Here is a 24,536-nt window from a genome sequence, read left to right as displayed (position 1 = left end):
AATGAAATTCATACATCCTGTAATAATACTCCTTTTTCTTACTTTATTCTCTTCCAATCAAAGTATATTTGCACAAGGGTATAAGATTAAAACTATTGTGATTGATGCCGGACACGGAGGAAGAAAACCAGGAGCATCAGGAAGTTTTTCGACAGAAAAAGATATTTCATTAAAAGTAGCATTAAAATTAGGTGCTAAATTAAAAGAAGCGATGCCTGAAATTAAAATTCTATATACCAGAACTAAAGATGTAGATGTTGATTTGTATCGTAGAGCAGAAATTGCAAATGAGGCAAATGCCGATTTATTTATTTCCGTTCACTGCAACTCAATGCCGCCAGGTAATAAACATATTAAAGGTGTAGAAACCTTAGTTGCAGGTTCGCACCGATTAAAAGAACAAGATGCAGCTATTCGTGAAAATGCGGATATTAAATTAGAAAAGAACTACAAGAGCAAATATGATGGATATGATCCAAATAATCCGGCAACGTTTATACTTTTATCATTATTAAAAAATGCCTTTCGGGATAAAAGCATTAAATTTGCAAAATTAATTCAAAACAGCTATGTAAATAGAGATGAAAGATTAAGCCGAGGAGTAAAGGAACAAGGAGTTTTAGTTTTACAACGATGTGGAATGCCTGCAGTATTAACTGAAGTAGGTTTTATCTCAAATAAAGAGGAAGAAAAATATATAAATTCTGTGGCTGGACAAAATGAAATTGCTTCATCAATATTAGCGGCAATTAAAACCTACAAAAAAAATATTGAAGTAGAATAAATTGGCATTATAAATGATAGTTTGATCAACTGAAGAAAATAATAATTATAAACCAAACAAAACCAACGATGTAAACATTATGTAATTACATTTTAAGCATCAAAAAACAAACAATAGCGCTCACACAAGTATTAATTATTAATTTTAGCACTTGTAGCCATTAAATAAAAACACTCATGAAGATTAAGAACGAAACCAAAGTAGGTATTTTAGCTGCATTTGCTATTGCTTTATTAATTATAGGATATAACTTTTTGAAAGGAAACTCAATCTTTTCAAGTGAAACGAAATTATTTGCAAGATATACAAGAGTTGACGGTTTAACCGTTTCAAAACCAATTTTAATTAATGGCTACCAAATTGGCCGTGTTGCCGCATTACAGCTAGAACCAGCAGGTACCATTCTTGCAACTTTAAGCATTAATAGTAAATATGAAATTCCTGAAAACAGCATTGCGAAACTCGAAGGTACAGACCTTTTAGGTAGCAAAGCAATTATAATGTCTTTAGGTAATTCAAAAAAAATGGCTGAAGATGGCTTTACTTTAAATGCTAATGTTGAAAAAGGATTGATGGAGCAGGTTGAGCCAGTACAGAAAAAGGCCGAATTGATTATTGGTAAAATGGATTCTATCCTGAGCAGTGTAAATTCAATTTTGAATCCTAACTTTCAAAAAAATGTTGATAAGAGTTTTAGCAGTATTGCAGGAACTTTAGCATCGTTAGAAACAACATCTAAAAAAGTTGATGGTTTAGTTGGTTCTGAAAGTGCTCGTATCGAAGCTATCTTCAGAAATGTTGAAGGCATTACAGCCAATCTAAATAATAACAATAAAAAAATCAGCGATATATTAACAAACATAAATACAGTAACCGATAAATTTGCAGCAGCAAATTTCAAAGAAACTTTGGATAAAGCAAATAATGCGATAGCTGATTTGCAAACTGTAATATCAGGCATTAAAGATGGAAAGGGCAGTTTAGGGTTGTTGCTGAATGATGATAAAATGTATAATAACTTAAATAGCGCTTCCAAAAATCTTGATGAATTGATGATAGATCTGAAAGCAAACCCTAAGCGTTATGTTCACTTCTCAGTTTTCGGTGGTGGAAACAAAAAAGATAAGTAATAAGAATTAATTTTAGTTCGAAAAGCGTTGCATTGATTAAAATGCGACGCTTTTTTTCGCTCTAAAGTATTTAGAAAAGTAATTCCAGTACAATTATTAAATTTTGCCACTTCTTTTCGTTAAATCTATTAACAGGAAAAGTTGAAAGAATATCGCTACAATAAATTTTAGTAAATTCTGTTGAGTTACAATTGAAAAGTCCTGCCTTCTATCGCCAGTTCTGTATTTTCAAAAACAGATTGAGTTTCCTCTAATATCATTTGAAGGGTTTTGTAACGCGAAGAAAAGTGTCCAATTAATAGTTTCTTTGCACCAACAATTTTTGCAACCTCTCCCGCTTGTAATGCAGTTGTATGATGCGTTTCATTCGCTCTATCTAAAAGATCATGCATAAAAGTTGTCTCATGATAAAGTGTATCACAGTTTTTTATAATTGGAAAATATCTTTCATCATACATCGTATCAGAACAATAAGCATAACTTTTTGGTAAGTCGGCAGGCATTGTATAATCTTCACTTCTTAAAATTTCTCCATCAGGTAATTCTACATCCATACCTTTTTTTAATGCAGTGTAGTATGCCATAGGTATTTTATCGGCTTTATCTTTAATGAGTTTTCTTTGTCTTTGTTTTTGGATAAAAATAAATCCTGTTGTTGGTATCCTATGGTTTAAAATTATTGTTTTAACAATCACATCTGAATTCTCAAAAATTTGCCTCGATTCGTCAGCTTCGATAGGAAAAAATTCGATAGGATATCTTAATAAAGTATCAGAGTATTTAAACTGAATTTCTAAAATTTCAAGCAGAGCCTTAGGTCCAAAAATTTGTATAGGCTTAATCCTACCGTTTAAATGCAAACTTGAGAGTAAGCCTATAAGGCCAAAATAATGGTCGCCGTGTAAGTGACTGATAAAAATATAATCGATTCGTGCAGCTTTAAGATTGTATTTAGTTAATTGTTGTTGTGTACCTTCACCACAATCAATTAAGTAATATTTTTCGTTACAATTTAAAAGCTGTGCCGATGGATTCCTGTTAAACACAGGTGTAGCTGAGCTGCTTCCCAAAATTGTAACTTCAAATTTCATTATTTTAAGATATAAAAAGCCTCGTAGATTTTAAAAACTACGAGGCTTTAATTTACGATTTATTCTATATTATTTATCGCCTCTGAATTCCTTTTCTAACTCATCCATGAAAATAAAATCGGTTCCTTCTGCCAATGTATTAACAAACGTTACAGATTGAAATATGTTTGATAATTCAATTATTGGTGCTAACTGATCGTTAATTCCTGTTACTATAAATAAACCTCCTGCAGATTTACAAAGTCTGTCGCCAACCAGTAAGCAGCTTAAATCTTGTGCATCTGAACACTCTTTAACGTGACTTAAATCGACTATAATATTTTTGAATCCTTCTGCATTAAGCAGATATAATTCTGACTTTAATCCTGGTGCGTTATCATTTGTAAACTTAGGTTCTTTTAACTTTAAGGTTACATATTTTTCATGTTTATCTACTGAAAATTTCATCTCTTCTAATCTTTATTGTACTAATGTATAAAAATTCTTTAGATTAAAGTGTTTGGATTGTTTTGATAACATTAGTTTCAATCCGGCTAGAAATTGCATTGGCATCTGATTTAACAAATTTTTCTCCTACTATTTTTTCGTATAATTCTATATAACGCTCTGATATTGAACTAACAACTTCAGGAGTCATATCTGGAATAACTTGTCCTTCTTTACCCTGAAAACCATTTTCTATTAACCATTTTCTTACAAATTCTTTCGAAAGTTGCTTTTGGGGTTCATCATTGTTTTGACGCTCCTGATATCCATCAGCGTAAAAATAACGTGAAGAATCTGGTGTATGAATTTCATCAATTAGGTAAATCACTCCATCGGCCTTACCAAATTCATATTTCGTATCGACCAGAATTAAATCAGACTTAGCTGCAATTTCACTTCCTCTTTGATACAAAGCATGCGTATAGTTTTCTAATTCCTCGTAATCGGTTATAGAAACAATTCCCTTCGCTAAAAGATCTTCTTTAGAAATATCTTCATCATGGCCAACCGATGCTTTTGTAGTTGGTGTAATAATAGGCATTGGTAATTTATCATTTTCTTTTAAACCATCGGGCAAAGAAACACCACAAACCGAGCGTTTGCCAGCACTATATTCACGCCAGGCATGGCCAGCCAAATAACCTCTGATTACCATTTCTACTTTAAATGGCTCACAAATACGGCCGATAGTAACCATAGGATCTGGAACAGCTAAAACCCAGTTAGGTACGATATCCTGGGTGGCATACAAAAATTTTGCAGCAATTTGGTTTAAAACCTGACCCTTAAAAGGAATGGCTTCAGGCAAAACCACATCGAATGCAGAAATACGGTCTGAAACGACCATAACCATAAATTTATCGGCTATAGTGTACACATCGCGTACTTTACCCTTATAGAAATTGCTTTGATTTGGGAAATTAAAATGAGTTTCTTTTAGTGCTTTCATGAGGGGATAAAAATAAATAAAAAAGTCGGAAAGTCGGGAGTCCGAAGTCGGAAGATAAAATGTTTTAAAAGTCCAAATTTGAAAAATATAAGTCCGAAGATAAAATGTTTCATAAAAAACCTCGTAGTTTAATGGCTATGAGGTCTAAATTATTTCAGTTTATCTAAAGCTTGTTGAAAGGTTTCTGTTGAAATTGAGCTGATTTTTTTATTTTTTACTTGAATATCAATTTTATTACCAGATTTAAACAACTGCAATCGTCCTTTGAAAATGTGCATTTCATCAGCTTCCAAAAATGAAATCAAATTTTTCAGTTTCTCCTTTCTGCAAGCCCACTCTTCATTATTTTTTGAAATGATTAACCTTATGGTATCCGGCAACTTTTCAAAAGAAAAGTTTAAATCGTTTTGAAGATTAATGGTTTCCATAAAATTAAATCTAACTGAAGTTTTATTAGAAGATAATAGATAACGTCTAACCTATCCTCATCATCATGCTGAATTTATTTCAGCATCTTTCCTGCTATTAAGTTTCTGAAATGAATTTAGGGTGACGGCCGTCTTAGCAAAAGTCTAATCTGCATTTTGACTTTGGACACCTGACTTTTTGACCTCCCACTTATTGAATATCTCCATAAGCTTTCAAAATATCCTTAACCAATTTATGACGAACAACATCTTCTCCACTCAAATAAATAATGTCTATGCCTTTAATATCCTCCAAAATCCTCAAGCCATTAAACAAGCCCGACATTTGCTTTTTAGGTAAATCTATTTGCGTTACATCACCAGTTACAATAAACTTAGCTGTCGGACCCATACGAGTTAAAAACATTTTTAACTGCATGTCTGTGGCATTTTGTGCCTCATCTAAAATTACAAAACAGTTATCTAAAGTACGGCCCCGCATAAAAGCCAAAGGTGCAATTTCAATTGTTCTGTTTTCAATATAAAATTTTAGCTTTTCTGCCGGAATCATATCATCCAAAGCATCATAAAGTGGGCGTAAATAAGGGTCGATTTTTTCTTTTAAATCTCCAGGTAAGAAGCCAAGGTTTTCACCAGCCTCAACCGCCGGACGAGTTAATATTATACGCTTAATTTCCTTGTTTTTTAAAGCACGAACGGCCAAAGCAACAGCGGTATAAGTTTTACCAGTACCAGCTGGACCAATTGCAAATAAAATATCGTTTTTGGTAATACTGCTTACCATTTTACGCTGGTTTGCTGTTCTGGCTTTAACAAGTAATCCATTTGTACCGAAAACAATAACCTCACCACCACCTCCGGTTGGATCAGCAGCAGATTTTTTTTCGACACTAATTGCTTTAGCACCTAAAATAGATTCAACATCATTATTGCTCATGGAGCTATATTTTTCCATGTGAACAACCAACTGGTTAAATTTATCTTCAAATGCCTTAAGTTCCTGTTCATCACCAAGAACGGTAACTCCACTACCTCTAGCTACAATTTTTAACTTAGCGAAAGCACCTTTAATCATTTCGTAATTCTCGTTATTTGCCCCCCAAAAGTGAGCAGGATTTACGGTATCCAGAGTTAATTTTAATTCGTTCAAACTGTAGTATTTTAAAAAGTTATCGGGGTATATTAATTAAAATTTGAATATTTGCAGACGCTTACGCCTGTACACAAGAATAAGCAATAATAATGAATTTTTAATGGGGATAATTACATTAACAACAGATTTAGGTTCAAAAGATTTTTACCAGAGTGCCCTTAAAGGTAGTTTGTTAAGTCTTATGCCTAATGTTAATATTGTTGATATCACTCACGAAGTTCCTTCATTTAATATTTCATACGCTGCTTTCGTTTTAAAAAATGCTTATCCATACTTTCCGAAGAATACAGTTCACCTAATTGGCATCGATTCTGTGTACAGCGAAAACACGAAATATATTGCAATTAAACACCGCGATCATTTTTTTGTTGGTGCAGACAATGGCATTTTCTCTCTGCTTTTTGATGATATTCCTGAAGATGTTGTAGAGCTAAATATTATGCAAGACTTGAAATATCTTCACTTTCCTCTGGTCGATATTTTTGTTAAAGCCGCTACACATTTAGCAAAAGGCGGACGGTTAAAAGACATTGGTTTACCTGTATCAGAGATTGAGCAAAAGATGCTTTTACATCCTGTAATTGAGCGAGATATAATTCGTGGAAGTGTAGTTTATATTGATACTTTCTGCAACGTAATAACCAATATCACCAAAGACCTTTTCACAAAAATTCAAAAAAACAGAGACTTCACTTTGTACTTTAGAAAAAGTGAAACCATTACGCAGTTAAGCTGGCATTATAATGAAGTACAAGAAGGCGAAAAACTTTGTTTGTTCGGAATAAGTAACCACCTGGAGATTGCAATTAATAAAGGTAAAGCAAGTGGTTTATTAGGTTTGCACCTTGGCGATATTGTTAGGATTGAGTTTCATTCTTAACCTTGTTTAATGGTTCATTAGTTCAGTTGTTCATTTGGCAAGATGCCTAATATAAAATTGAGATTGTACTAATGATTTTACCAGTATAGTCGCTTTGCAAACCAATGAACTAATGGCAAATGAACCTGATTTCAAACAACTTCTAATCTTTTCACGTTTATAAGGCATGAAGAAATATTTTTATCTGCTCTCCATAATATTCCTGTGTTTTCAATCTTTTGCACAGCAAGATACTACAGCATTTGCAACGCAACGTGTTAAGGTAAATTCATTACTTGCAGAACGCAGTTCAAGATTTGGACAGTATGATGAAAGTTTAAACCAACGAACGGGAATATTTGGCTGGCAAACAAAAAAAGACATCAAAAACTCTAATGAAATACTTCGTCAGGTGGTTTTAACTGATAATAATATTTTCAAAGAGTTGAAAGTATTGATGGACTACAAAGACTTACAAAACCAACAGAAAGTTGCGGTAGCAGATAATTCGCAAGAAAGAATTGAAAACTATATGCAAACCATTAAAAAATTGCAAGATCAAAACGAAGAATTGAAAGGCGATTTAGCAAAAAAGAATAGTCAGAGTTTATCAACATACATTATTGCATTTTTACTTTTGATAATGGCTGGTGGATATTATTTTTTCAAGAAGAAAATAAAGAGTTATGAAAAAAGGATTGTTTAAAGCTTTGGCGAAGATTAATAAGTTGATATTGCCAAGCTTATATAAGAAAGACCCAAGTAAGCTGACCACTTTTCAGAAGGCAATATTGGGTTATCGTTATTGGGTATTAACTAAGGCTTTGGATTAGATATATAAACCTTACAGGTTTTAAAAACCTATAAGGTTTGAAGGAGAAGTTATTTCTTAAAATGCTCAATAATCAAATTTGCTAATTCAGTACCAATACGTTCTTGAGCTTCGTTAGTTGAGGCACCAATATGTGGTGTTAAAGAAATTTTTGGATGAGATAAAATTGCCGCCAAAGGTGTAGGTTCATTATCAAATACATCTAAACCAGCGAAAGCCACCTTACCAGAATTTAAAGCTTCAATCAAAGCAGCTTCATCAATTGTACCACCACGAGAACAGTTTACAATACCAACACCGTTTTTCATTTTAGCAAATTCTTCTGCACCTAAAATAGGTTTATCCGCAAATGGTGTGTGTAAACTTAAAAAATCACTTCCAGCAATTACTTCATCTAAAGAAACTGTTTTTATTGGAATACTTACCGATTGTCCACCTTGAAAATCCAGGGTAATTTCAGTTTCTGATGGATATAAATCATAAGCTAAAACATTCATGCCTAATCCTAAAGCTACTTTCGCCGTTGCACGACCGATACGACCAAAACCAATAATACCAATAGTTTTACCACTTAATTCGGTTCCTTTTGCATAAGCCTTTTTTAGGTTGTTGAATTGAGTTGCACCCTCATTAGGCATCTTACGGTTTGCATCTTGCAAAAATCTAATGCCTGTAAATAAGTGAGAGAAAACTAATTCTGCTACTGATAAAGAAGATGCAGCCGGTGTATTTACTACAGCAACACCCTGACTGCGAGCATACTCAACATCAATATTATCCATACCAACCCCACCTCTACCGATTAATTTAATATTCGGAACGGCATCTATAAGATCTTTTCTAACTTTTGTTGCACTACGAACCGTAATAGCATCATAGTTTTTTAAAGCTTCAGCTAATTGGTCTTGAGGTATTGTCTCCGTATCTACCTGGAAACCTGCTTTTTCTAATAATTCTTTTCCGATAGGGTCTATCCCATCATTTGCTAATATCTTAATCATAATATGATTTCGCTGATTAAATTGATTACACAAATTAAGTTCAATCAATTATCTGTTAAAATTTAAATTAATTTGCTTTCGCCTGCTTCTCTTCAAATAATTGCATCGCATCGATTAAAGCATGTACGCTTGTAATTGGCAATGCATTATACATTGATGCACGGAAGCCACCCACACTTCTATGTCCTTTAATACCTACAATCCCCTCTTCTTCAGCATATTTCAAAAATGGTTTTTCCAATTCAGGATTTTCCATAACAAAACAAACATTCATTCGAGAGCGGTCTTCAACAGCACAAGTACCTTTAAATAACGGATTACGGTCTATTTCTCTGTAAAGTGCTTCAGCTTTTTGTTTGTTTTCTTTCTCTATTTCAGCTACGCCTCCTTTAGATTTTAACCAACGAAGATTTAACAATGACACGTAAATAGAAAAAACTGGTGGTGTATTATACATCGAACCATTGTCGATATGAGATTGATAATTTAACATTGAAGGAATTTTACGATCAATTTTACCTAAAATTTCATCTTTCACAATCACAATCGTTAAACCCGCCGGACCAATATTTTTTTGAGCACCAGCATAAATTAAATCGAATTTCGAAACGTCGATTACACGGCTCATAATGTCTGATGACATATCACAAACTACCGGAACACTAGTTTTAGGTGTTTCGAAAAGCTCAGTTCCATAAATCGTATTATTAGATGTATAGTGAAAATAAGCACTATCTCCAGGGATTTCGAAATCCTTTGGAATAAATGTGTAGTTTGCATCTTTCGAAGACGCAACAACATTAACATTGCCGATAAATTTAGCTTCCTTTAAAGCCTTAGTTGCCCAAACACCTGTATCTAAGTAACTTGCAATTTGATCATCTCCCAATAAATTCATAGGGACCATTGCAAATTGCAAACTTGCACCACCTTGTAAAAATAAAACGGAATAACCCGATGGTACATTTAATAACTCTTTCACCAACTTGTCAGCTTCAGTAACAACGGCCTCAAATTCGGTTGTTCTGTGCGAAATTTCTAAAATCGATAATCCATCGTTAAAATCTAAAACTGCCTGTGCAGCTTGTTTAAACACTTCCTGAGGTAAAATACAAGGGCCTGCGCCAAAATTATGCTTCATCTTAATATGTAAATGATTGTGGGTGTAAATGTAAAATTTTTAAAGCAGTTCTACCTACAAAATAGTATCATAAAAAATTAAATTTTGTTAAAAATTCGGCCAAAATCAATCGTTTTATTGCACTTTTTGCAATTAAAACAATTAATGTAATGTTGATAATTTAATGCGATTTGAAAAGCAAAAACAATAACCTTTGGGTTCAAGCAGTCCCACCACACACTGCAATCTTTTTATTACTATTATACTAAACTTGTAGATTGCTATAACAAAAAGTATTTCCGCTATTGTCGGGCTTAAATGAGTCAGGTTCTGTAATGCTTATAATGGTTTTCCAAACAACACGTATAATTTGGATATGTATATTTATACCCATTTAGAGTTCCCATGATTGAAATCATGGGCTATGTTTCAAAATGTAAAAGCATTTGATAATAATCAGTTAAATTTGCGTGACCCACGATTTCAATCATACTTAACCTAATATTAATATGTTCTCAGCCGCATAAACCACGATTCAATCGTGGGTAACATCGCGAGACCTATATTTCCATCACTAAAATATTGAAATCCTATAATCTTAATTTAATCCTGGTTAATTCTTCAACTTCACAATTAATTTTAAGTTAAATTGTCTGCCAGTTAAATAATTCGGAATTGCATATTGAACATTATCAACATCTTTTAGCCACAAATATGAAACTGTATTATTAATATTTAACATATTAAAAACCTCGAAAAACAGAATGACAGAGTTAAAATTTTTATCTAAAAACTTAGGTTTATGTAAAGCAGTATCATCCAAAAAATCTTTAGAGAAACCAATATCAACCCGTTTATAAGATGGAACAAAAAACTTATCCAAATACTTTGGAGTTTGTGCCGGACCAATTGGCAAACGAGAACCGTAAAGTACATTTAAGTGCACTTTATATGTCGGACTATTCAGCAATCTATCCTGAAAGAAAATAGAAAAATTTACCCTCTGGTCGGTTGGGCGTTTTAAATAACCCGGATAAATTATATCGCCATTCTGAACAAAACTATCGCCAATGATATCTTCATTGGCATGCATAACCGACATACGGAAATATGAAACCAGATCTTTTACGAACTCGCCGCCAATGCTAAAATCTGCCCCATAAGCATAACCTCTGGAAACTTCATCAGCTAAATATTTAATCCTCAAATTATCAATCTTATACGGAATCAATCTATCTGAATATTTAAAATAAGCCTCAGAAGTAAACTTTAATCGAGTTCCAAAGGCATCAAAAGCATAATCGTAACCTACAGATGTATTGTAAGAACTCTGTGCCTTTTGGTTTATATTCAAATTTCCGGTAAAATCGCGAATGGTTCGGTACGATGGCGGTTGCTTATAAACGCCTGCCGTAAACCTTAAAATTTTATTGTTTGAGTTCGGTCGGTAAGCAATTAACATCCTCGGACTAATCAACAATTGCTTGCTCAAAGAACTGTAAGTTGCACGAGCTCCTAATTGAAGTTCTGCATAATTAGAAAGCGAGTAACTATCCTGAATATAAGCACTGTAATTTTTTATATCGATGTTGTTTTCTACATCTATTAGATTTTTAAATACAATATTTTTAGAGTTATTAGGTAAAATATATCCTGCAGAATCACTGTAATTGTATTCATTTAATCGGTCATCATATTTAGATTTATCAAATTTCAATCCCCACGAAAAAACATGATTATTAAAATTCTGGTCAACCTTTATTTCTGAGGCAAAAATTTGAGTGTTTAAACTGTTCCTGCCATAATTGTAGTAACTTCCAATCCCTCTGTTTTTAGTTACCGGACCAAAACTATCGGGCGAAAAAGTATTATCAACCTCATCAAAAACATAACTGCCATTAATATCAAAACGTTCGCGCTCGGTGGTATTAAAATAGCTGTTTATAAATTTTATGACCAAGTTTGGCTTAGGTGAGTAAGCAGCTGTAACAGCTGTGCCCAAAGTCTGGTAATCATCAATTTCCTGACCAGTATAATCAACATTCAGGCGTAAAGTTGTGCTCAGCGTTCCAAATTGTGTTTCACGATTTGTTGGTTCCAATTTGAATTGACCCAAATTGAAGTTTCCTAAAACGCTAATATTAAATTTCGGAGAGAAATCATATTGATACATCAACTGCGCATCACCGAAATTTGGACTATAACTACCCTTTTCATCTTGCTTAATTAACACGCTTGAATTATTTTTGTAGCGTAAACCAGCAAGTAGAAAGCTATGCTTAAAAACCCGCTTTGCAGTTAATGAAGTGTTCAAAAAACTAGTACTTAAAATGGTTTGATTGCTGTCAGGTTTATCGTATCGAATATCCAATACAGAAGAAAGTTTATCGCCATATTTAGCCTCGAAACCTCCTGCCGAAAATTTGGCTTTTGTAACCAATTCTGAATTTATAAAACTCAATCCCTCCTGCTGTCCGTTACGGATTAAAACTGGACGATTGATTTCTACATCATTAATGTAAATTAAATTTTCATCGAAATTACCACCACGAACGCTGTATTGTGCACTCAATTCATTGTTTGTAGATACACCAGGCAAGGTTTTGAGCATGGTTTCAAAATTCCCAGAAACCAATGGCATGGAGGCAATATCCGATATATTTATGGTGGTGGTATTGCTTAGCTGATTTTGCTTATTGGTAATATTTACCTGCTCAAGCTCATTAATATTGGCTATTAAATTTACCAATTGCGTAATTCTTGCGCCCGAACGCTCATTAAATTTTAAGGTTTGTGGTTGATAACCCAGCAAAGAATATTTAACATTAAAGCTTTTTGATTTTGAATAAATGGTATAAACACCAAATTCATCAGTTACAGTAGTTTGCGCCTGACCTAAAACAATAATTGTTACTTGTGATAAAGGTAATTTTTCTTCGCTGTAAACTATTCCAGAAACCCTAACCAAAGGCTGAGAAACGGCTAAACCATAACTTGCAATTAACATGAAAAGGATTAGTCGAAATTGGAGCATTTTTTAGTATCAAGATAAAAGTATCAGGTATCAAGACTTTTGGACTATTTGTCGCCCGCCACAATTAACCGATTCAACAGTTAAACAATTAAACTATTACTAGTTAGGTTTTTCATTTGAGAAATGGTTTCAGTTGGACTATCTGTTGCGAAAACCGCGTTACCAGCAACGAAGGCATCAACTCCTGCTGAAGCCAAACTACCGATATTTTGTAAACCTACTCCACCATCAACCTGAATAATTAATTCTTCATTTCTTCCTTGAATCAATCGTTTTAAATCTTGAACCTTCTTATAAGTATTGTGAATAAATTGTTGTCCACCGAAACCCGGATTAACAGACATTATCAATACCAAATCTAAGTCTTCAATTACATCTTGCAACAAGATAACAGGCGTATGTGGATTCAAGGCAACCCCAGCTTTACATCCTAAAGCCCTAATTAATTGTATAGTTCTATGTAAATGCGTACAAGCTTCGTAATGAACCGTAATTCTATCTGCTCCTACCTTGGCAAATTCAGGAATAAATTTATCGGGTTCAACAATCATTAAATGAACATCCAAAGGTTTGGTTGCATGTTTTTTAACAGCAGTCATTACCGGAAAGCCAAAAGAAATATTGGGCACAAAAACACCATCCATCACATCAACATGAAACCAATCGGCCTCACTTTGATTAATCATTTCAATATCGCGTTGTAAATTGCCAAAATCGGCAGAAAGTATGGATGGGGCGATGATGTGTTTCATTTAATTTATTTTGTCGTCATTGCGAGGCACGAACCAATCTTCATGCATTGGTAATGAGTAAAAGAGATTGCTTCGTGCCTCGCAATGACGAATTGGGTTATACAATATTCTTAACAATGCAAGTTACAAAATCATTTCAAACAAAATTATATTACAATAAAAAACCCTTTCAGACAAACTGAAAGGGTTAAGTTTTATCTCAATTTAATTTCGAGCGCTTGTCCATCTCTGGTTACTTCTATAAATTCCTCAATCCTATCGGTGTAATTATTGGTATAATTCTGATATTCATAATAATCAGTCTGTCCACCGTAATTATTGTAACCGGTTCCGCGGTAAACTGGTGTAGAACCCGACCTCGAATAACTTGCAAAAGATTGTATGAAATACTTTCCAGGTTTCATCTTAGTAAATTTGAATCTCCCATAAGCATCAGTCTGAACGGTAATTCGCCAATGAAAAGCTTCTTGCGACATATAAACACTTGTCTTTTTGTTTTCTTCCTTTTTCCTTAAACGATACCATTCTTCAAAATATGTGGTAACTGGATATAAGGTTACGGTTACATTTGCCGCTAAAATTTTAGGTGCTAGCGGGGCTTTATAGCCAAGCGATGTCTTAACTTTTGTAAAAGCTAAACCTTCGATACTCGATGTACCCAATGCCAACATGCTCTTCGCTTGTAAGGAATCAAAAGGAACCTGTGGATAATATGCTGCCTTTTGGGCATTGGCCTTAAAAAAGATGGATGTGATAAATAGGGAAAGAATAATAAATTTCTGTTTTCTCATAAGATAGATATAGACTTTGTTTATTAAAAATGTATTTATATTATTACATAATTAAACTATTTCTAGATAAAAACCAACAACAATGAAAAAATATTTAACGGTCATCCTACTAATTTTCATTTCTAATCTTGCTTTCTCTCAAAAGGAAAAACCTTGCGGAATGAAAGATGGATTACAAGAGGGAACCTGCAAACAGTTCTACTCAAATGGAAAAATTAATTTAATTGAGAACTGGAAGAAAGGCAAAAAAGAGGGCATTGGGCAATATTATTTCGAAAATGGACAACTTCAGGCGACTGGAAGTTTCACAAAGGATAAGAAAAACGGCCTCTGGAAATACTATTATAATAATGGAACTCTATCAGCTGAAGAAAAATTTATTTATAAAGATTTTGCAGAAGTTAAAGAGGGAAATTTTAAAAAATTTTATGAAAACGGTAAACCAAAAGAAAATTATACTTACGTAGATGGTAAGCTTGAGGGGAATTTCACCTCCTATTATGTAAGTGGAAATATTAAGGAATCAGCAACTTATGTAAACGATTTACTTCAAGGAGAATTCAAAGAATATTATGAAAATGGAAAACCATCACAAATAAGACTGTTTAAGGACGGCTTAAATAATGGTAATGCGGTTTCTTATCATCCAAATGGAGAAGTAAAATGCACTTCGGCATTTGTAAACGGCAAAAGAGAGGGCGAGAGAATTTGTAAAGATGAAAAAGGTAAAATCGTAACCAAAGAGTTTTACAAAAATGATGTTAAGATAAAATAGTTACTACCAAATTGGATTATTTACTCGACTTTTTTAATTAAATTTTTGGTTAAGACGGTCGTAATTGAATTTGTTTCAGTGTTTTAATAGCGAAAAAGATGCTGAATTAAACACCATTGATGTTTTACGTCCTTGCGAGAATATTTTCCGATTCTTCATTCCCGATGCGTGGGAGAGGCAATCCTCTCCTTGTGCTTTTCCAATGTATTAGTAGCAATAAGTTTACCACCAAACTATGAAAGATAGTTTCTCAGCAATGACGACCGCCATAAACGTCACTCGTATTATTTTTTATGAAATAATTAACCCTCAGCATGACGATGTGGTTAGCTTAAGCATTATTAAAACCTGATTTAATATAAAGCAAATCAAACCAAGCATTCACAAAAAAACCCTTCCAGTTTTACACTGAAAGGGCTAATTATTAATATGTTACAACTTCGGACTTCCGACCTCGGACTGTTTTTATCCTTGTTTTTCTGGTCTTGGCAATAAAACTTTACGAGAAAGTTTCATTTTACCTTGTTTATCGATGTCTAATAATTTAACCTCGATTTTATCACCTTCTTTCAATACACCGTCCATAGTTTCTAAACGTTCCCATGAAATTTCAGAGATGTGTAATAAACCATCTTTACCAGGCATTACTTCAACAAATGCGCCAAACGGCATAATCGATTTTACTTTACCTTGGTAAACTTCACCAATTTCTGGCTTAGCTACAATGTTACGGATACGGGTAACCGCTGCATCAATAGCTGCTTTATTATCAGCAAAAACTTCTACGATACCTTTACCATCAACTTCTTCGATAGAGATAGATGCACCAGTTTCGCGTTGCATTTCTTGAATAATTTTACCTCCAGGGCCGATAATTGCACCGATGAATTCTTTCTCAATAGTGATAGAAACAATACGTGGAGCATGTGGCTTCATGTCTTCATTAGGCTGAGCAATCGTTTTCGCCATTTCACCTAAAATATGTAAACGACCTTCTTTAGCTTGCAACAAAGCTTTTGTTAAAACTTCGTATGATAAACCATTAATTTTTAAGTCCATTTGACAAGCAACAATACCGTGTTTGGTACCAGTTACTTTAAAGTCCATATCACCTAAATGATCTTCATCACCTAAAATATCAGAAAGGATTGCGTATTTACCAGTTTTCTCATCAGTAATTAAACCCATTGCGATACCAGAAACTGGCGATTTGATTTTAATACCTGCATCCATAAGTGCTAATGTACCAGCACAAACAGTTGCCATTGATGATGAACCGTTAGATTCTAAAATATCAGAAACGATACGAATTGTATAAGGATTTGCCTCACCTTGTGGCAATACTTTTTTCAAAGAACGTTGTGCTAAAGCACCGTGACCAATTTCGCGGCGACCAGCACCTCTGTTTGGTCTAACCTCACCGGTTGAGAAACCAGGGAAATTATAATGCAATAAGAATTTTTGGTAACCATTAAAGAAAGCTCCATCAATCATTTGCTCATCATCTTTACTACCTAAAGTAACTGATGTTAAAGATTGAGTTTCGCCACGTGTAAACACAGCAGAACCATGTGCTGATGGTAAATAACCAACTTCACTCCATATTGGGCGAATTTCAGTTGTTTTACGTCCATCTAAACGAATACCTTCATCTAATAACAAATTTCTAATCGCATCGTACTGCACATCATGGTAATAATGTTTAGCCATTGCTTTAGTTAAATCTGCAGTATCTTCTGGCATTGCCTCGAAAAACTCATTTATAATTGCGGTGAAACCAACTTTACGTTCATCTTTATTAGAACCAGATTTCGCTACAGCGTAAACTTTATCATAAGTATCAGCGAAAACTTTAGCTCTTAAATCAGCATCGTGGTCTTCATGGTTATATTCACGTTTAACTGTTTTACCAGTTGCTTCGGTTAATTCTAATTGTAAAGCACACTGTTTTTTAATTGCATCGTGTGCAAATTTCAATGCTTCAACCATTTCATCTTCCTGAATTTCATCGCATTCTCCCTCAACCATACCAATATCGTTAGCCGAACCAGCAACCATAAATTCTAAAGTTGCACGTTGTAATTCGCTAGCTAATGGATTGATTACCAATTTTCCATCAATTTTGGCAACACGTACTTCAGAAATCGGACCGTTAAAAGGAATATCTGATACAGCTAATGCAGCCGATGCAGCTAAACCAGCTAAACAATCAGGCATGATATCTTTATCAGCAGAAATTAATGAAATCATCACTTGTGTATCAGAGTGATAATCTGATGGGAACATTGGGCGTAAAGCTCTATCTACCAAACGAGAAATTAAAACCTCGTAATCAGATAATCTAGCCTCACGACGTAAAAATCCACCTGGAATACGGCCTGTTGCCGCATATTTTTCTTGATAATCAACCGATAATGGTAAAAAATCAGTTCCTGGTTTAGCACCTACAGTAGATACAACAGTTGCCAACAACATCGTATCGCCCATTTTTACTACAACCGAACCATCAGCTTGTTTAGCCAATTTACCAGTTTCAATTTCGATTGTTCTGCCGTCACCTAAATCAAGCGACTTTTTTATTACATTCATTTAATTAGAATTATGGTGTGTTTTCCTCTTTGCCCACACCTTGTTTATATATGTTTTTGTTTTTGCAAACGAGCAAGTCTAAACTCGCCATGTTATCAATAACTTGTTGTAAAGCTACTGAAAAATAAAAAGCCATTCTCTAAAGAATGGCTCTTATTGATAAAATACGCTTATTTTTGTTTAATGATATCACGAAGCGATAAAGCTTTGATGATAGCACGATAGCGCTCAATATCTTTTTTGTATAAGTAAGCCAAAATACCGCGGCGTTTACCTACCAATTTTTGAAGTGATAACTGTGTAGAAAAATCTTTACGATTTTTCTTTAAGTGTTCTGTTAAGTGCGCAATACGGTATGTAAATAATGCTACTTGACCTTCAGCAGAACCAGTATTGGTTTCTACTTCGCCGTGTTGTTTAAAGATTTCGGCCTTCTTTTCTGGACTTAAATACATTCTTGAATAATATTAAAGTGTTTAAAAATTAATTAATTGTGGCGCAAAGATAATGGTATTTTTGAAGATAAGCAAGTGTAATTACCAGATAGTTATAAGTCTCATTTATGGGTTTGGAAAACAAGTTTCGGTTGTAATCGGTTACCACACACCCACCCTCGCTACAATCTTTTTGCCTATCGTACTTCATTTGTCGTCTTTGCGAAGAGGAACGACGAAGCAATCTCATTCGGAAAATGTTGCAAAAAGGATTTTCGCTAAGTCGGGTTTAAAGAAACTTTATTTTTTATTATTGATGCGCTCTAATTCCAAAACGTCTAATTGGTCTATTAGTCGCACGTTTATTATCAATAAGATGATTATAATGTAGAAACCTAGCTTTAATACCATTTATTTCATCAACAGTTGCCATCTGGTAATACTCATCAAATCTTTGCTTATCCAATCCAGGAATATCAGTCATTAAATAGGCATACATTCCATTATCCATCAAAACTTCGCAATATCCAGCAATAATTGGAACATTTAAAAGCATATCGTATTTACCATATCCCATTTTATCCAAAGCGAAAATTAAATTTTGCCTGTTTTCTTTTGTATCCTTCAAATAGATATCTAAATCTCCTGTAGTACGATTATATCCGTAACGGTTTACTGCAAAGCCACCAATAATAAGATATCGCAAATCAAATTGCTGAAATGTTTCCAATAATAAAAGCATTTCTGGATTTTCTTTATCAAATGACATATTGGAAAATTAAAGGCTTGGTTTACGAATAACAATTCCTTTTCCTTGGGGAGATTTCAATGGCTTACCCCCATTCATAATTACAGAAATGTGGTTAAGTTGCAAAACGTTAAAAAAACGTTGTTCAGGAGTACGATTTAAATATAGATTTTCACGCGCTTCGATGATTGTTTCGCGAGGAATTGATATATCATATAAAGTAAGTTTTCCCATTCTTATCAAAAATACAAAATTTGAGATATAAAAATATATTTATATCAATATATCTTGAGTCTATTCAATACTTTTGCACAAATATTTAACCTTTGATAAAGAATCAATTTAGCATTTTCGAAAGCGAATTACGTGTTCGGCCTGATGATATAGACATGTTTAACCATGTGCATAACAGCAAATATTTAGATTATGTATTAGCGGCACGTTATGAGCAGATGGAAAAATTTTATGGTATGCCGTGGGAGCATTTTACACAGCAAGGTTTAGGCTGGGTAGTTAGCCATGTTGATATTAATTTCAAACGCCCTTTATTGATGAATGATTTGATGATCATCCGTACTGGTATTTTAACCATGAACGATAAAGGTTGTGCCGTTCAGTTTGAAATCATCAATCAGAAAACCGGAAAAGTAGCATCTGATGGGATTTTTGATTATGTATTAATTGATTTGAACACTTCCCGCGGAACAAAAGTTACCGAAGAAATGATTAAGGCGTATAGTATTTAGTCAGGATTCAGGCAAATAAATTAATCAATTTCTACAAAATCAGTCATCAAAATTTGACAATCCAATAATTTATTTATCTTTGTCGTAAAATAACAGAACGATGATAGTTTCAGCAATCCGTTTTAGGTTTTAGTTAATCGAGGATTCCCTCCCATTTTACTTCAAGTATGCGCATCTAAATGCACATCAAGTAGTTTATACATTTCATTTTATCATTTAAAATATGTCGCAGTCAACAAAGACACAGGGCAAACTATCTTCTTTTTTTGATGTACTTGTACAATCGTTAAAAGGAAATGAAGTCGATTTGACTTCAATCAGTATTAAACGGGCGATTATTTTATTAGCCATTCCGATGATGTTGGAAATGGCTATGGAATCAGTTTTTGCTTTAGTCGATTTATATTTTGTTGGTCATTTAGAAAACAGCAGCCACGCCATTCAAACTGTTGGTTTAACAGAATCGGTTTTAACCATTATTTATTCCTTAGCGATTGGATTAAGTATGGCAGCAACTGCTGTAGTATCTAGAAGAATTGGCGAGAAAAACCCAGAGGCAGCCGCAAAAGCTGGGATGCAAACTATTGTAATTGCAGTATCTATTAATATCTTAATCAGCATTGCTGGATTAATTTATGCCCGAGATATCCTCTTATTAATGGGTGCATCCACAGAAACGGCAAACCATGGAGCCACTTTCGTTAGGATTATGATGGGCGGAAGTATTATTATCGTTTTACTTTTTTTAATTAATGGTATTTTTAGGGGTGCTGGTAATGCTGCCATCGCAATGCGAAGTTTATGGATTGCAAATATTGCGAACATAATCCTCTGCCCTATTTTTATAAATGGCTTAGGTCCTATTCCTGCATTTGGTTTAACAGGTGCCGCGATTGCGACAACGATTGGCCGAGGTATTGGTGTAACTTATCAAGTGTATAATTTATTCAACGGCAGAAACACTTTAAAAATTCGGATTATTCAATTCATTCCTGATTTTGTGCAAATTAAAACCATTGTAAAAATTGCAGCGCCCGCCATTTTTCAATTTGTAATTGCAAGTTGCAGCTGGGTATTCTTAGCTGAATTAGTGGCTACAACGGGAGGCGATGAAGGTTCTGCAGGTTATCAAACAGCTTTGAGATTGATGATGTTTTTTCTACTTCCCGCCTGGGGCTTGAGTAATGCGGCAGCAACGCTGGTTGGTCAAAATTTGGGTGCAGGCCATATAGAAAGAGCTGAGCAATCCGTTTACCAAACCCTAAAATACATTATTATTTTTATGGCTATCGTAAGCATTTTATTTTTAACCTGCGGCCACTTATTTGCATCATTCTTCACTTCTGATGTAAAAGTAATTGAGATTGCAAGTCGTGCGCTAAAAATATTGAGTATTGGTTTTGTTATATATGGTTTAGCGATGGTTTTTAATAGTGCTTTTAATGGGGCTGGCGATACCTGGACACCAACCAAAATAAATATTTTTGCTTTCTGGCTATTCCAAATTCCTTTGGCTTACTTCCTGGCAAAATATCTGGAAATGGGTCCAACAGGTGTATTTATTGCCATCCCAACTGCTGAAGCTGGCATTACTATTGCAGCTTTTATTTTGTTTAAGAAAGGAAAATGGAAGAAAACAATGGTTTAATTTTCTACCTTTAATAATTTCCTGCTTATTAAATAGTATAGCATAATAACAACTTGATTAAATCATCTTATCAATACTGGTTCGGTTGTGACTTGCCAGAGGGATAATGATTATGTTTCTAACACACTTAACCGGAAAAGTCCCAAAAGAACCACAACCTTTGTTAAATAAACTTGATTGAAACGATATCCTTTTTTGCTGCAATAACATTCATTAAGGAATGAGTGTTCACAAAAAAGATAAAGTGGAAAGCAAGACTTTAGAAACCGAAGAAACAGTGATTTCAGTTTCCAAATAAAGCTCAATAACTTGTTTTACTACTCCATTTTCCATCCTAAATTTTCCATTAAAAACTATATCTTTGCGCAAAGATGAAGCATATACGTAATTTTTGCATTATTGCACATATTGACCATGGGAAGAGTACTCTGGCCGATAGGTTATTAGAATACACCGAGACGATTTCGAAGCGTGAGGCGCAGGCGCAATTGCTCGATAATATGGATTTGGAGCGTGAGAGAGGCATAACAATTAAAAGTCATGCCATACAAATGAACTACAAAGTTGGTGATATTGAATACAATTTCAATCTTATTGATACACCAGGACACGTAGATTTTTCTTATGAAGTTTCGCGTTCTATTGCAGCTTGCGAAGGCGCTTTACTTATTGTTGACGCATCGCAAGGAATTCAGGCACAGACGATTTCGAACTTATACTTGGCATTGGAGCACGATCTGGAAATTATCCCGATTTTAAATAAAATGGACTTACCTGGGGCAATGCCAGAGGAAGTAAAAGACCAGATTATTGATTTAATTGGCTGTAAACGTGAGGATATTATTCCTGCATCAGGTAAAACTGGGTTGGGAATCCCTGATATTATTCAGGCCATTGTAGACCGTGTTCCGGCTCCGGTTGGCGATCCAACCGCACCTTTACAAGCATTGATTTTCGACTCTGTTTTTAACTCTTTTAGAGGAATTATTGCTTATTATAAGGTAGTAAATGGAGAAATAAAAAAAGGTGATAAAGTTAAATTCATCAACACAGGTAAACAGTACTTAGCTGATGAAGTTGGAATTTTAAAACTAGATATGTCGCCACGTAGCGTTGTTAAAACTGGCGATGTAGGCTACATCATTTCAGGAATTAAAGAGGCACGTGAAGTAAAAGTTGGTGATACGATTACAACTGTTGAAAAACCATCATTGGATTCTATACAAGGATTTGAAGAGGTTAAGCCTATGGTTTTTGCAGGTATTTACCCAGTTGATACCGATGAATATGAAGAATTGCGTGAGGCAATGCACAAGTTGCAATTGAATGATGCGTCTATTGTTTTCGAACCCGAAAGTTCTGCAGCTTTGGGCTTTGGCTTCCGTTGCGGGTTTTTAGGCATGTTGCACATGGAAATTGTGCAAGAGCGTTTGGAACGTGAATTCGACATGACGGTTATTACAACCGTACCCAACGTTTCTTACATTGCACATACTACAAAAGGTGATGAATTTATTGTAAATAATCCATCAGATTTGCCCGACCCAAGTAAATTGGATTCCGTAGAAGAGCCTTTTATCAAAGCAAATATCATTACTAAAGCTGAGTTTGTTGGTCCGGTAATGTCGCTTTGTATTCAAAAAAGAGGAACAATTATTAATCAATCATACTTAACATCAGATAGAGTTGAGCTAGTTTTTGAAATGCCAATGGCCGAAATTGTATTCGATTTTTATGACAAATTAAAAACGATTTCAAAAGGTTACGCATCTTTCGATTACCATCAAATTGGTTATCGTAAATCAGATTTAGTACGTTTAGACTTATTACTGAATGAGGAGCCTGTTGATGCTTTATCATCGCTAATCCACCGCAGTAATGCTTACGATTTCGGCAAGAAAATCTGTGAAAAGCTGAGAGAATTAATCCCTCGTCAGCAGTTTGAAATTAAGATACAGGCCTCTATCGGTGCAAAAGTTATTGCCCGCGAAACGCTAAGTGCTTTACGTAAAGATGTAACCGCGAAGTGTTATGGTGGTGATATTTCTCGTAAACGTAAGTTATTGGAGAAACAGAAAAAGGGTAAAAAACGCATGCGCCAGGTTGGAAACGTAGAAATTCCGCAAAGTGCATTTATGGCAGTTTTGAAATTAGATTAAATAGAATTAAGATATGAGTATCAACTAGCAAGTTAGCTTGCCAAGCTCGATACTTGCTACTCGATACTTTGAAAATGAAATTATTAGACGGTAAATACGTATCAGAAAAAGTTAAAATTCAAATTGCTGAAGAAGCCGCAGAATTTTTGAATGCTAGCGGTCGCAAGCCGCATTTGGTTGCCATTTTAGTTGGCAATGATGGCGGTAGCGAAACCTATGTAGCCAGCAAAATGAAAAATTGTGAAAAGGTAGGTTTTAAATCTTCGCTTTTCAGATACGATAATTCGGTTAGTGAGGCAGAATTATTAGCGAAAATTGAAGAAATAAATCAAGATGCTGATGTTGATGGATTGATTGTTCAATTGCCATTACCGAAACACATCGACCCGGAAAAAGTTACCGAAACAATTGATTATAAGAAAGATGTTGATGGATTCCATCCAGTAAACTTGGGTAGAATGATGCGTAATTTACCTTGTTTTATTCCGGCTACGCCTTATGGAATTTTATTGATGTTGCAAGAATACAACATCAATACCGCCGGAATGCACTGCGTTGTGGTTGGTAGAAGTAATATTGTTGGTAGCCCGATGAGCATTTTAATGGCTCGAAATGCCAACCCGGGGAATTGTACGGTAACCCTAACACACTCTCGCACAAAGGATTTAAAAGAACAAGTTTTACAAGCTGATATTATCATTGCCGCTATCGGTAAGAAGAATTTTATCACCGCCGATATGGTTAAAGCTGGTGCAATTGTTATTGATGTAGGTATTAACCGAGAAACTTCTACTGAAACAAAATCTGGCTTTAAACTCTATGGCGATGTAGATTTCGAAAACGTAGCACCGATTTCATCTTATATTACGCCTGTTCCTGGAGGTGTTGGTTTAATGACGATTGTTGGCTTACTTAAAAATACTTTGGCATCAGCGAGGAAAGAAATCTATAATTAAGGTAGAAGGAGGAAAGGTTTAGGGTTTAGGGTAAAAACCTATCCCCATAAAATATTCAAAAGCAACTCAAC

At 34.4% G+C, this 24,536-nt stretch carries 25 protein-coding genes; 10 read left to right on the top strand and 15 right to left on the bottom strand.

Translation table 11 applies throughout. From position 1 onward, the window contains the following. Position 1 precedes the first annotated feature (1 nt). Both IEV50_RS10400 and IEV50_RS10395 read left to right on the top strand, forming a co-directional pair. Entirely contained in the window at positions 2–784 is a 783-nt protein-coding gene (locus IEV50_RS10400) for an N-acetylmuramoyl-L-alanine amidase family protein (protein ID WP_188413872.1), read from the top strand. Positions 785–960: 176 nt separating this feature from the next. Beyond that, the gene (locus IEV50_RS10395) at positions 961–1,914 is read left to right on the top strand and encodes an MlaD family protein (RefSeq protein ID WP_188413870.1); all 954 of its coding nucleotides are present in this window, start codon (positions 961–963) and stop codon (positions 1,912–1,914) included. Between the two features lie 185 nt (positions 1,915–2,099). Here IEV50_RS10395 and IEV50_RS10390 read toward each other — a convergent pair whose 3' ends face one another. The 5 genes from IEV50_RS10390 to IEV50_RS10370 all read right to left on the bottom strand — a co-directional run bounded on the left by IEV50_RS10390 (position 2,100) and on the right by IEV50_RS10370 (position 6,018). Then, positions 2,100–3,005, bottom strand: a complete 906-nt coding sequence (locus IEV50_RS10390) for a ribonuclease Z (RefSeq protein WP_188413868.1) — start codon at positions 3,003–3,005, stop codon at positions 2,100–2,102. Positions 3,006–3,074: 69 nt separating this feature from the next. After that, the gene (locus IEV50_RS10385) at positions 3,075–3,452 is read right to left on the bottom strand and encodes an STAS domain-containing protein (protein ID WP_188413866.1); all 378 of its coding nucleotides are present in this window, start codon (positions 3,450–3,452) and stop codon (positions 3,075–3,077) included. A 43-nt stretch (positions 3,453–3,495) separates the two neighbouring features. Beyond that, the gene (locus tag IEV50_RS10380; protein WP_188413864.1) at positions 3,496–4,440 is read right to left on the bottom strand and encodes a phosphoribosylaminoimidazolesuccinocarboxamide synthase; all 945 of its coding nucleotides are present in this window, start codon (positions 4,438–4,440) and stop codon (positions 3,496–3,498) included. Positions 4,441–4,589: 149 nt separating this feature from the next. Further along, positions 4,590–4,868 carry a hypothetical protein gene (locus IEV50_RS10375; protein WP_188413862.1) on the bottom strand — a complete coding sequence of 93 codons (279 nt, stop codon included), beginning with the start codon at positions 4,866–4,868 and terminating at the stop codon, positions 4,590–4,592. Between the two features lie 190 nt (positions 4,869–5,058). Further along, a complete protein-coding gene (locus IEV50_RS10370) occupies positions 5,059–6,018 on the bottom strand; it encodes a PhoH family protein (RefSeq protein WP_188413860.1) in 960 nt (319 codons plus the stop codon). A 103-nt stretch (positions 6,019–6,121) separates the two neighbouring features. Here IEV50_RS10370 and IEV50_RS10365 point away from each other — a divergent pair, with 103 nt between their 5' ends. The 3 genes from IEV50_RS10365 (at position 6,122) to IEV50_RS10355 (ending at position 7,713) form a co-directional block, all read left to right on the top strand. After that, positions 6,122–6,901, top strand: a complete 780-nt coding sequence (locus tag IEV50_RS10365) for an SAM hydrolase/SAM-dependent halogenase family protein (protein WP_188413858.1) — start codon at positions 6,122–6,124, stop codon at positions 6,899–6,901. A 166-nt stretch (positions 6,902–7,067) separates the two neighbouring features. Then, positions 7,068–7,586, top strand: coding sequence for a hypothetical protein (locus IEV50_RS10360; RefSeq protein ID WP_188413856.1), 519 nt, complete (start codon positions 7,068–7,070; stop codon positions 7,584–7,586). Continuing rightward, the gene (locus tag IEV50_RS10355) at positions 7,567–7,713 is read left to right on the top strand and encodes a hypothetical protein (protein WP_188413854.1); all 147 of its coding nucleotides are present in this window, start codon (positions 7,567–7,569) and stop codon (positions 7,711–7,713) included. Before IEV50_RS10360 ends, IEV50_RS10355 begins: the two co-directional genes overlap by 20 nt. Before the next feature lie 49 nt (positions 7,714–7,762). Here IEV50_RS10355 and IEV50_RS10350 read toward each other — a convergent pair whose 3' ends face one another. From IEV50_RS10350 to IEV50_RS10330, 5 genes are all read right to left on the bottom strand, one after another. Next, complete coding sequence (locus tag IEV50_RS10350; protein ID WP_188413852.1) at positions 7,763–8,713, bottom strand: D-2-hydroxyacid dehydrogenase; 951 nt, start codon at positions 8,711–8,713, stop codon at positions 7,763–7,765. A 67-nt stretch (positions 8,714–8,780) separates the two neighbouring features. Continuing rightward, a complete protein-coding gene (gene serC, locus IEV50_RS10345) occupies positions 8,781–9,854 on the bottom strand; it encodes a 3-phosphoserine/phosphohydroxythreonine transaminase (RefSeq protein ID WP_188413850.1) in 1,074 nt (357 codons plus the stop codon). A 592-nt stretch (positions 9,855–10,446) separates the two neighbouring features. Then, the gene (locus tag IEV50_RS10340) at positions 10,447–12,867 is read right to left on the bottom strand and encodes a TonB-dependent receptor (protein WP_188413848.1); all 2,421 of its coding nucleotides are present in this window, start codon (positions 12,865–12,867) and stop codon (positions 10,447–10,449) included. Positions 12,868–12,947: 80 nt separating this feature from the next. Then, positions 12,948–13,619 carry a ribulose-phosphate 3-epimerase gene (rpe, locus tag IEV50_RS10335; protein ID WP_188413846.1) on the bottom strand — a complete coding sequence of 224 codons (672 nt, stop codon included), beginning with the start codon at positions 13,617–13,619 and terminating at the stop codon, positions 12,948–12,950. 194 nt (positions 13,620–13,813) lie between these two features. Then, the gene (locus IEV50_RS10330) at positions 13,814–14,410 is read right to left on the bottom strand and encodes a hypothetical protein (RefSeq protein WP_188413844.1); all 597 of its coding nucleotides are present in this window, start codon (positions 14,408–14,410) and stop codon (positions 13,814–13,816) included. An 82-nt stretch (positions 14,411–14,492) separates the two neighbouring features. Here IEV50_RS10330 and IEV50_RS10325 point away from each other — a divergent pair, with 82 nt between their 5' ends. Next, positions 14,493–15,185 (top strand): toxin-antitoxin system YwqK family antitoxin, encoded by a 693-nt coding sequence (locus IEV50_RS10325; RefSeq protein ID WP_188413842.1) that lies wholly within the window; start codon positions 14,493–14,495, stop codon positions 15,183–15,185. Positions 15,186–15,650: 465 nt separating this feature from the next. Here the strand turns inward: IEV50_RS10325 and pnp are convergent, their stop codons facing one another. The 5 genes from pnp to IEV50_RS10300 form a co-directional block, all read right to left on the bottom strand. Then, complete coding sequence (gene pnp, locus IEV50_RS10320; protein ID WP_188413840.1) at positions 15,651–17,774, bottom strand: polyribonucleotide nucleotidyltransferase; 2,124 nt, start codon at positions 17,772–17,774, stop codon at positions 15,651–15,653. A gap of 170 nt (positions 17,775–17,944) precedes the next feature. Further along, positions 17,945–18,229 (bottom strand): 30S ribosomal protein S15, encoded by a 285-nt coding sequence (gene rpsO, locus IEV50_RS10315; RefSeq protein WP_025146265.1) that lies wholly within the window; start codon positions 18,227–18,229, stop codon positions 17,945–17,947. A gap of 28 nt (positions 18,230–18,257) precedes the next feature. Then, a complete protein-coding gene (locus tag IEV50_RS10310) occupies positions 18,258–18,419 on the bottom strand; it encodes a hypothetical protein (RefSeq protein WP_188413838.1) in 162 nt (53 codons plus the stop codon). 99 nt (positions 18,420–18,518) lie between these two features. Then, positions 18,519–18,977: a hypothetical protein gene (locus IEV50_RS10305; protein WP_188413836.1), complete on the bottom strand. Its 459-nt coding sequence runs from the start codon at positions 18,975–18,977 to the stop codon at positions 18,519–18,521. Between the two features lie 9 nt (positions 18,978–18,986). Then, positions 18,987–19,190, bottom strand: a complete 204-nt coding sequence (locus IEV50_RS10300) for a hypothetical protein (RefSeq protein ID WP_188413835.1) — start codon at positions 19,188–19,190, stop codon at positions 18,987–18,989. A 92-nt stretch (positions 19,191–19,282) separates the two neighbouring features. Here IEV50_RS10300 and IEV50_RS10295 point away from each other — a divergent pair, with 92 nt between their 5' ends. The 4 genes from IEV50_RS10295 to IEV50_RS10280 all read left to right on the top strand — a co-directional run bounded on the left by IEV50_RS10295 (position 19,283) and on the right by IEV50_RS10280 (position 24,465). Further along, on the top strand, positions 19,283–19,702 hold the full coding sequence (locus IEV50_RS10295) for an acyl-CoA thioesterase (protein ID WP_188413833.1): 420 nt from the start codon (positions 19,283–19,285) through the stop codon (positions 19,700–19,702). A 223-nt stretch (positions 19,703–19,925) separates the two neighbouring features. After that, positions 19,926–21,350, top strand: coding sequence for an MATE family efflux transporter (locus IEV50_RS10290; protein WP_188413831.1), 1,425 nt, complete (start codon positions 19,926–19,928; stop codon positions 21,348–21,350). 371 nt (positions 21,351–21,721) lie between these two features. Continuing rightward, positions 21,722–23,509 (top strand): translation elongation factor 4, encoded by a 1,788-nt coding sequence (gene lepA / locus IEV50_RS10285; RefSeq protein ID WP_188413829.1) that lies wholly within the window; start codon positions 21,722–21,724, stop codon positions 23,507–23,509. 74 nt (positions 23,510–23,583) lie between these two features. Continuing rightward, entirely contained in the window at positions 23,584–24,465 is an 882-nt protein-coding gene (locus tag IEV50_RS10280) for a bifunctional 5,10-methylenetetrahydrofolate dehydrogenase/5,10-methenyltetrahydrofolate cyclohydrolase (protein WP_188413827.1), read from the top strand. Positions 24,466–24,536: the final 71 nt, after the last annotated feature.

The organism is Pedobacter mendelii, from assembly GCF_014635725.1.
In the GTDB taxonomy this organism is placed as follows: Bacteria; Bacteroidota; Bacteroidia; order Sphingobacteriales; family Sphingobacteriaceae; genus Pedobacter; species Pedobacter mendelii.
This window is presented reverse-complemented; position numbering and strand designations above follow the sequence as displayed.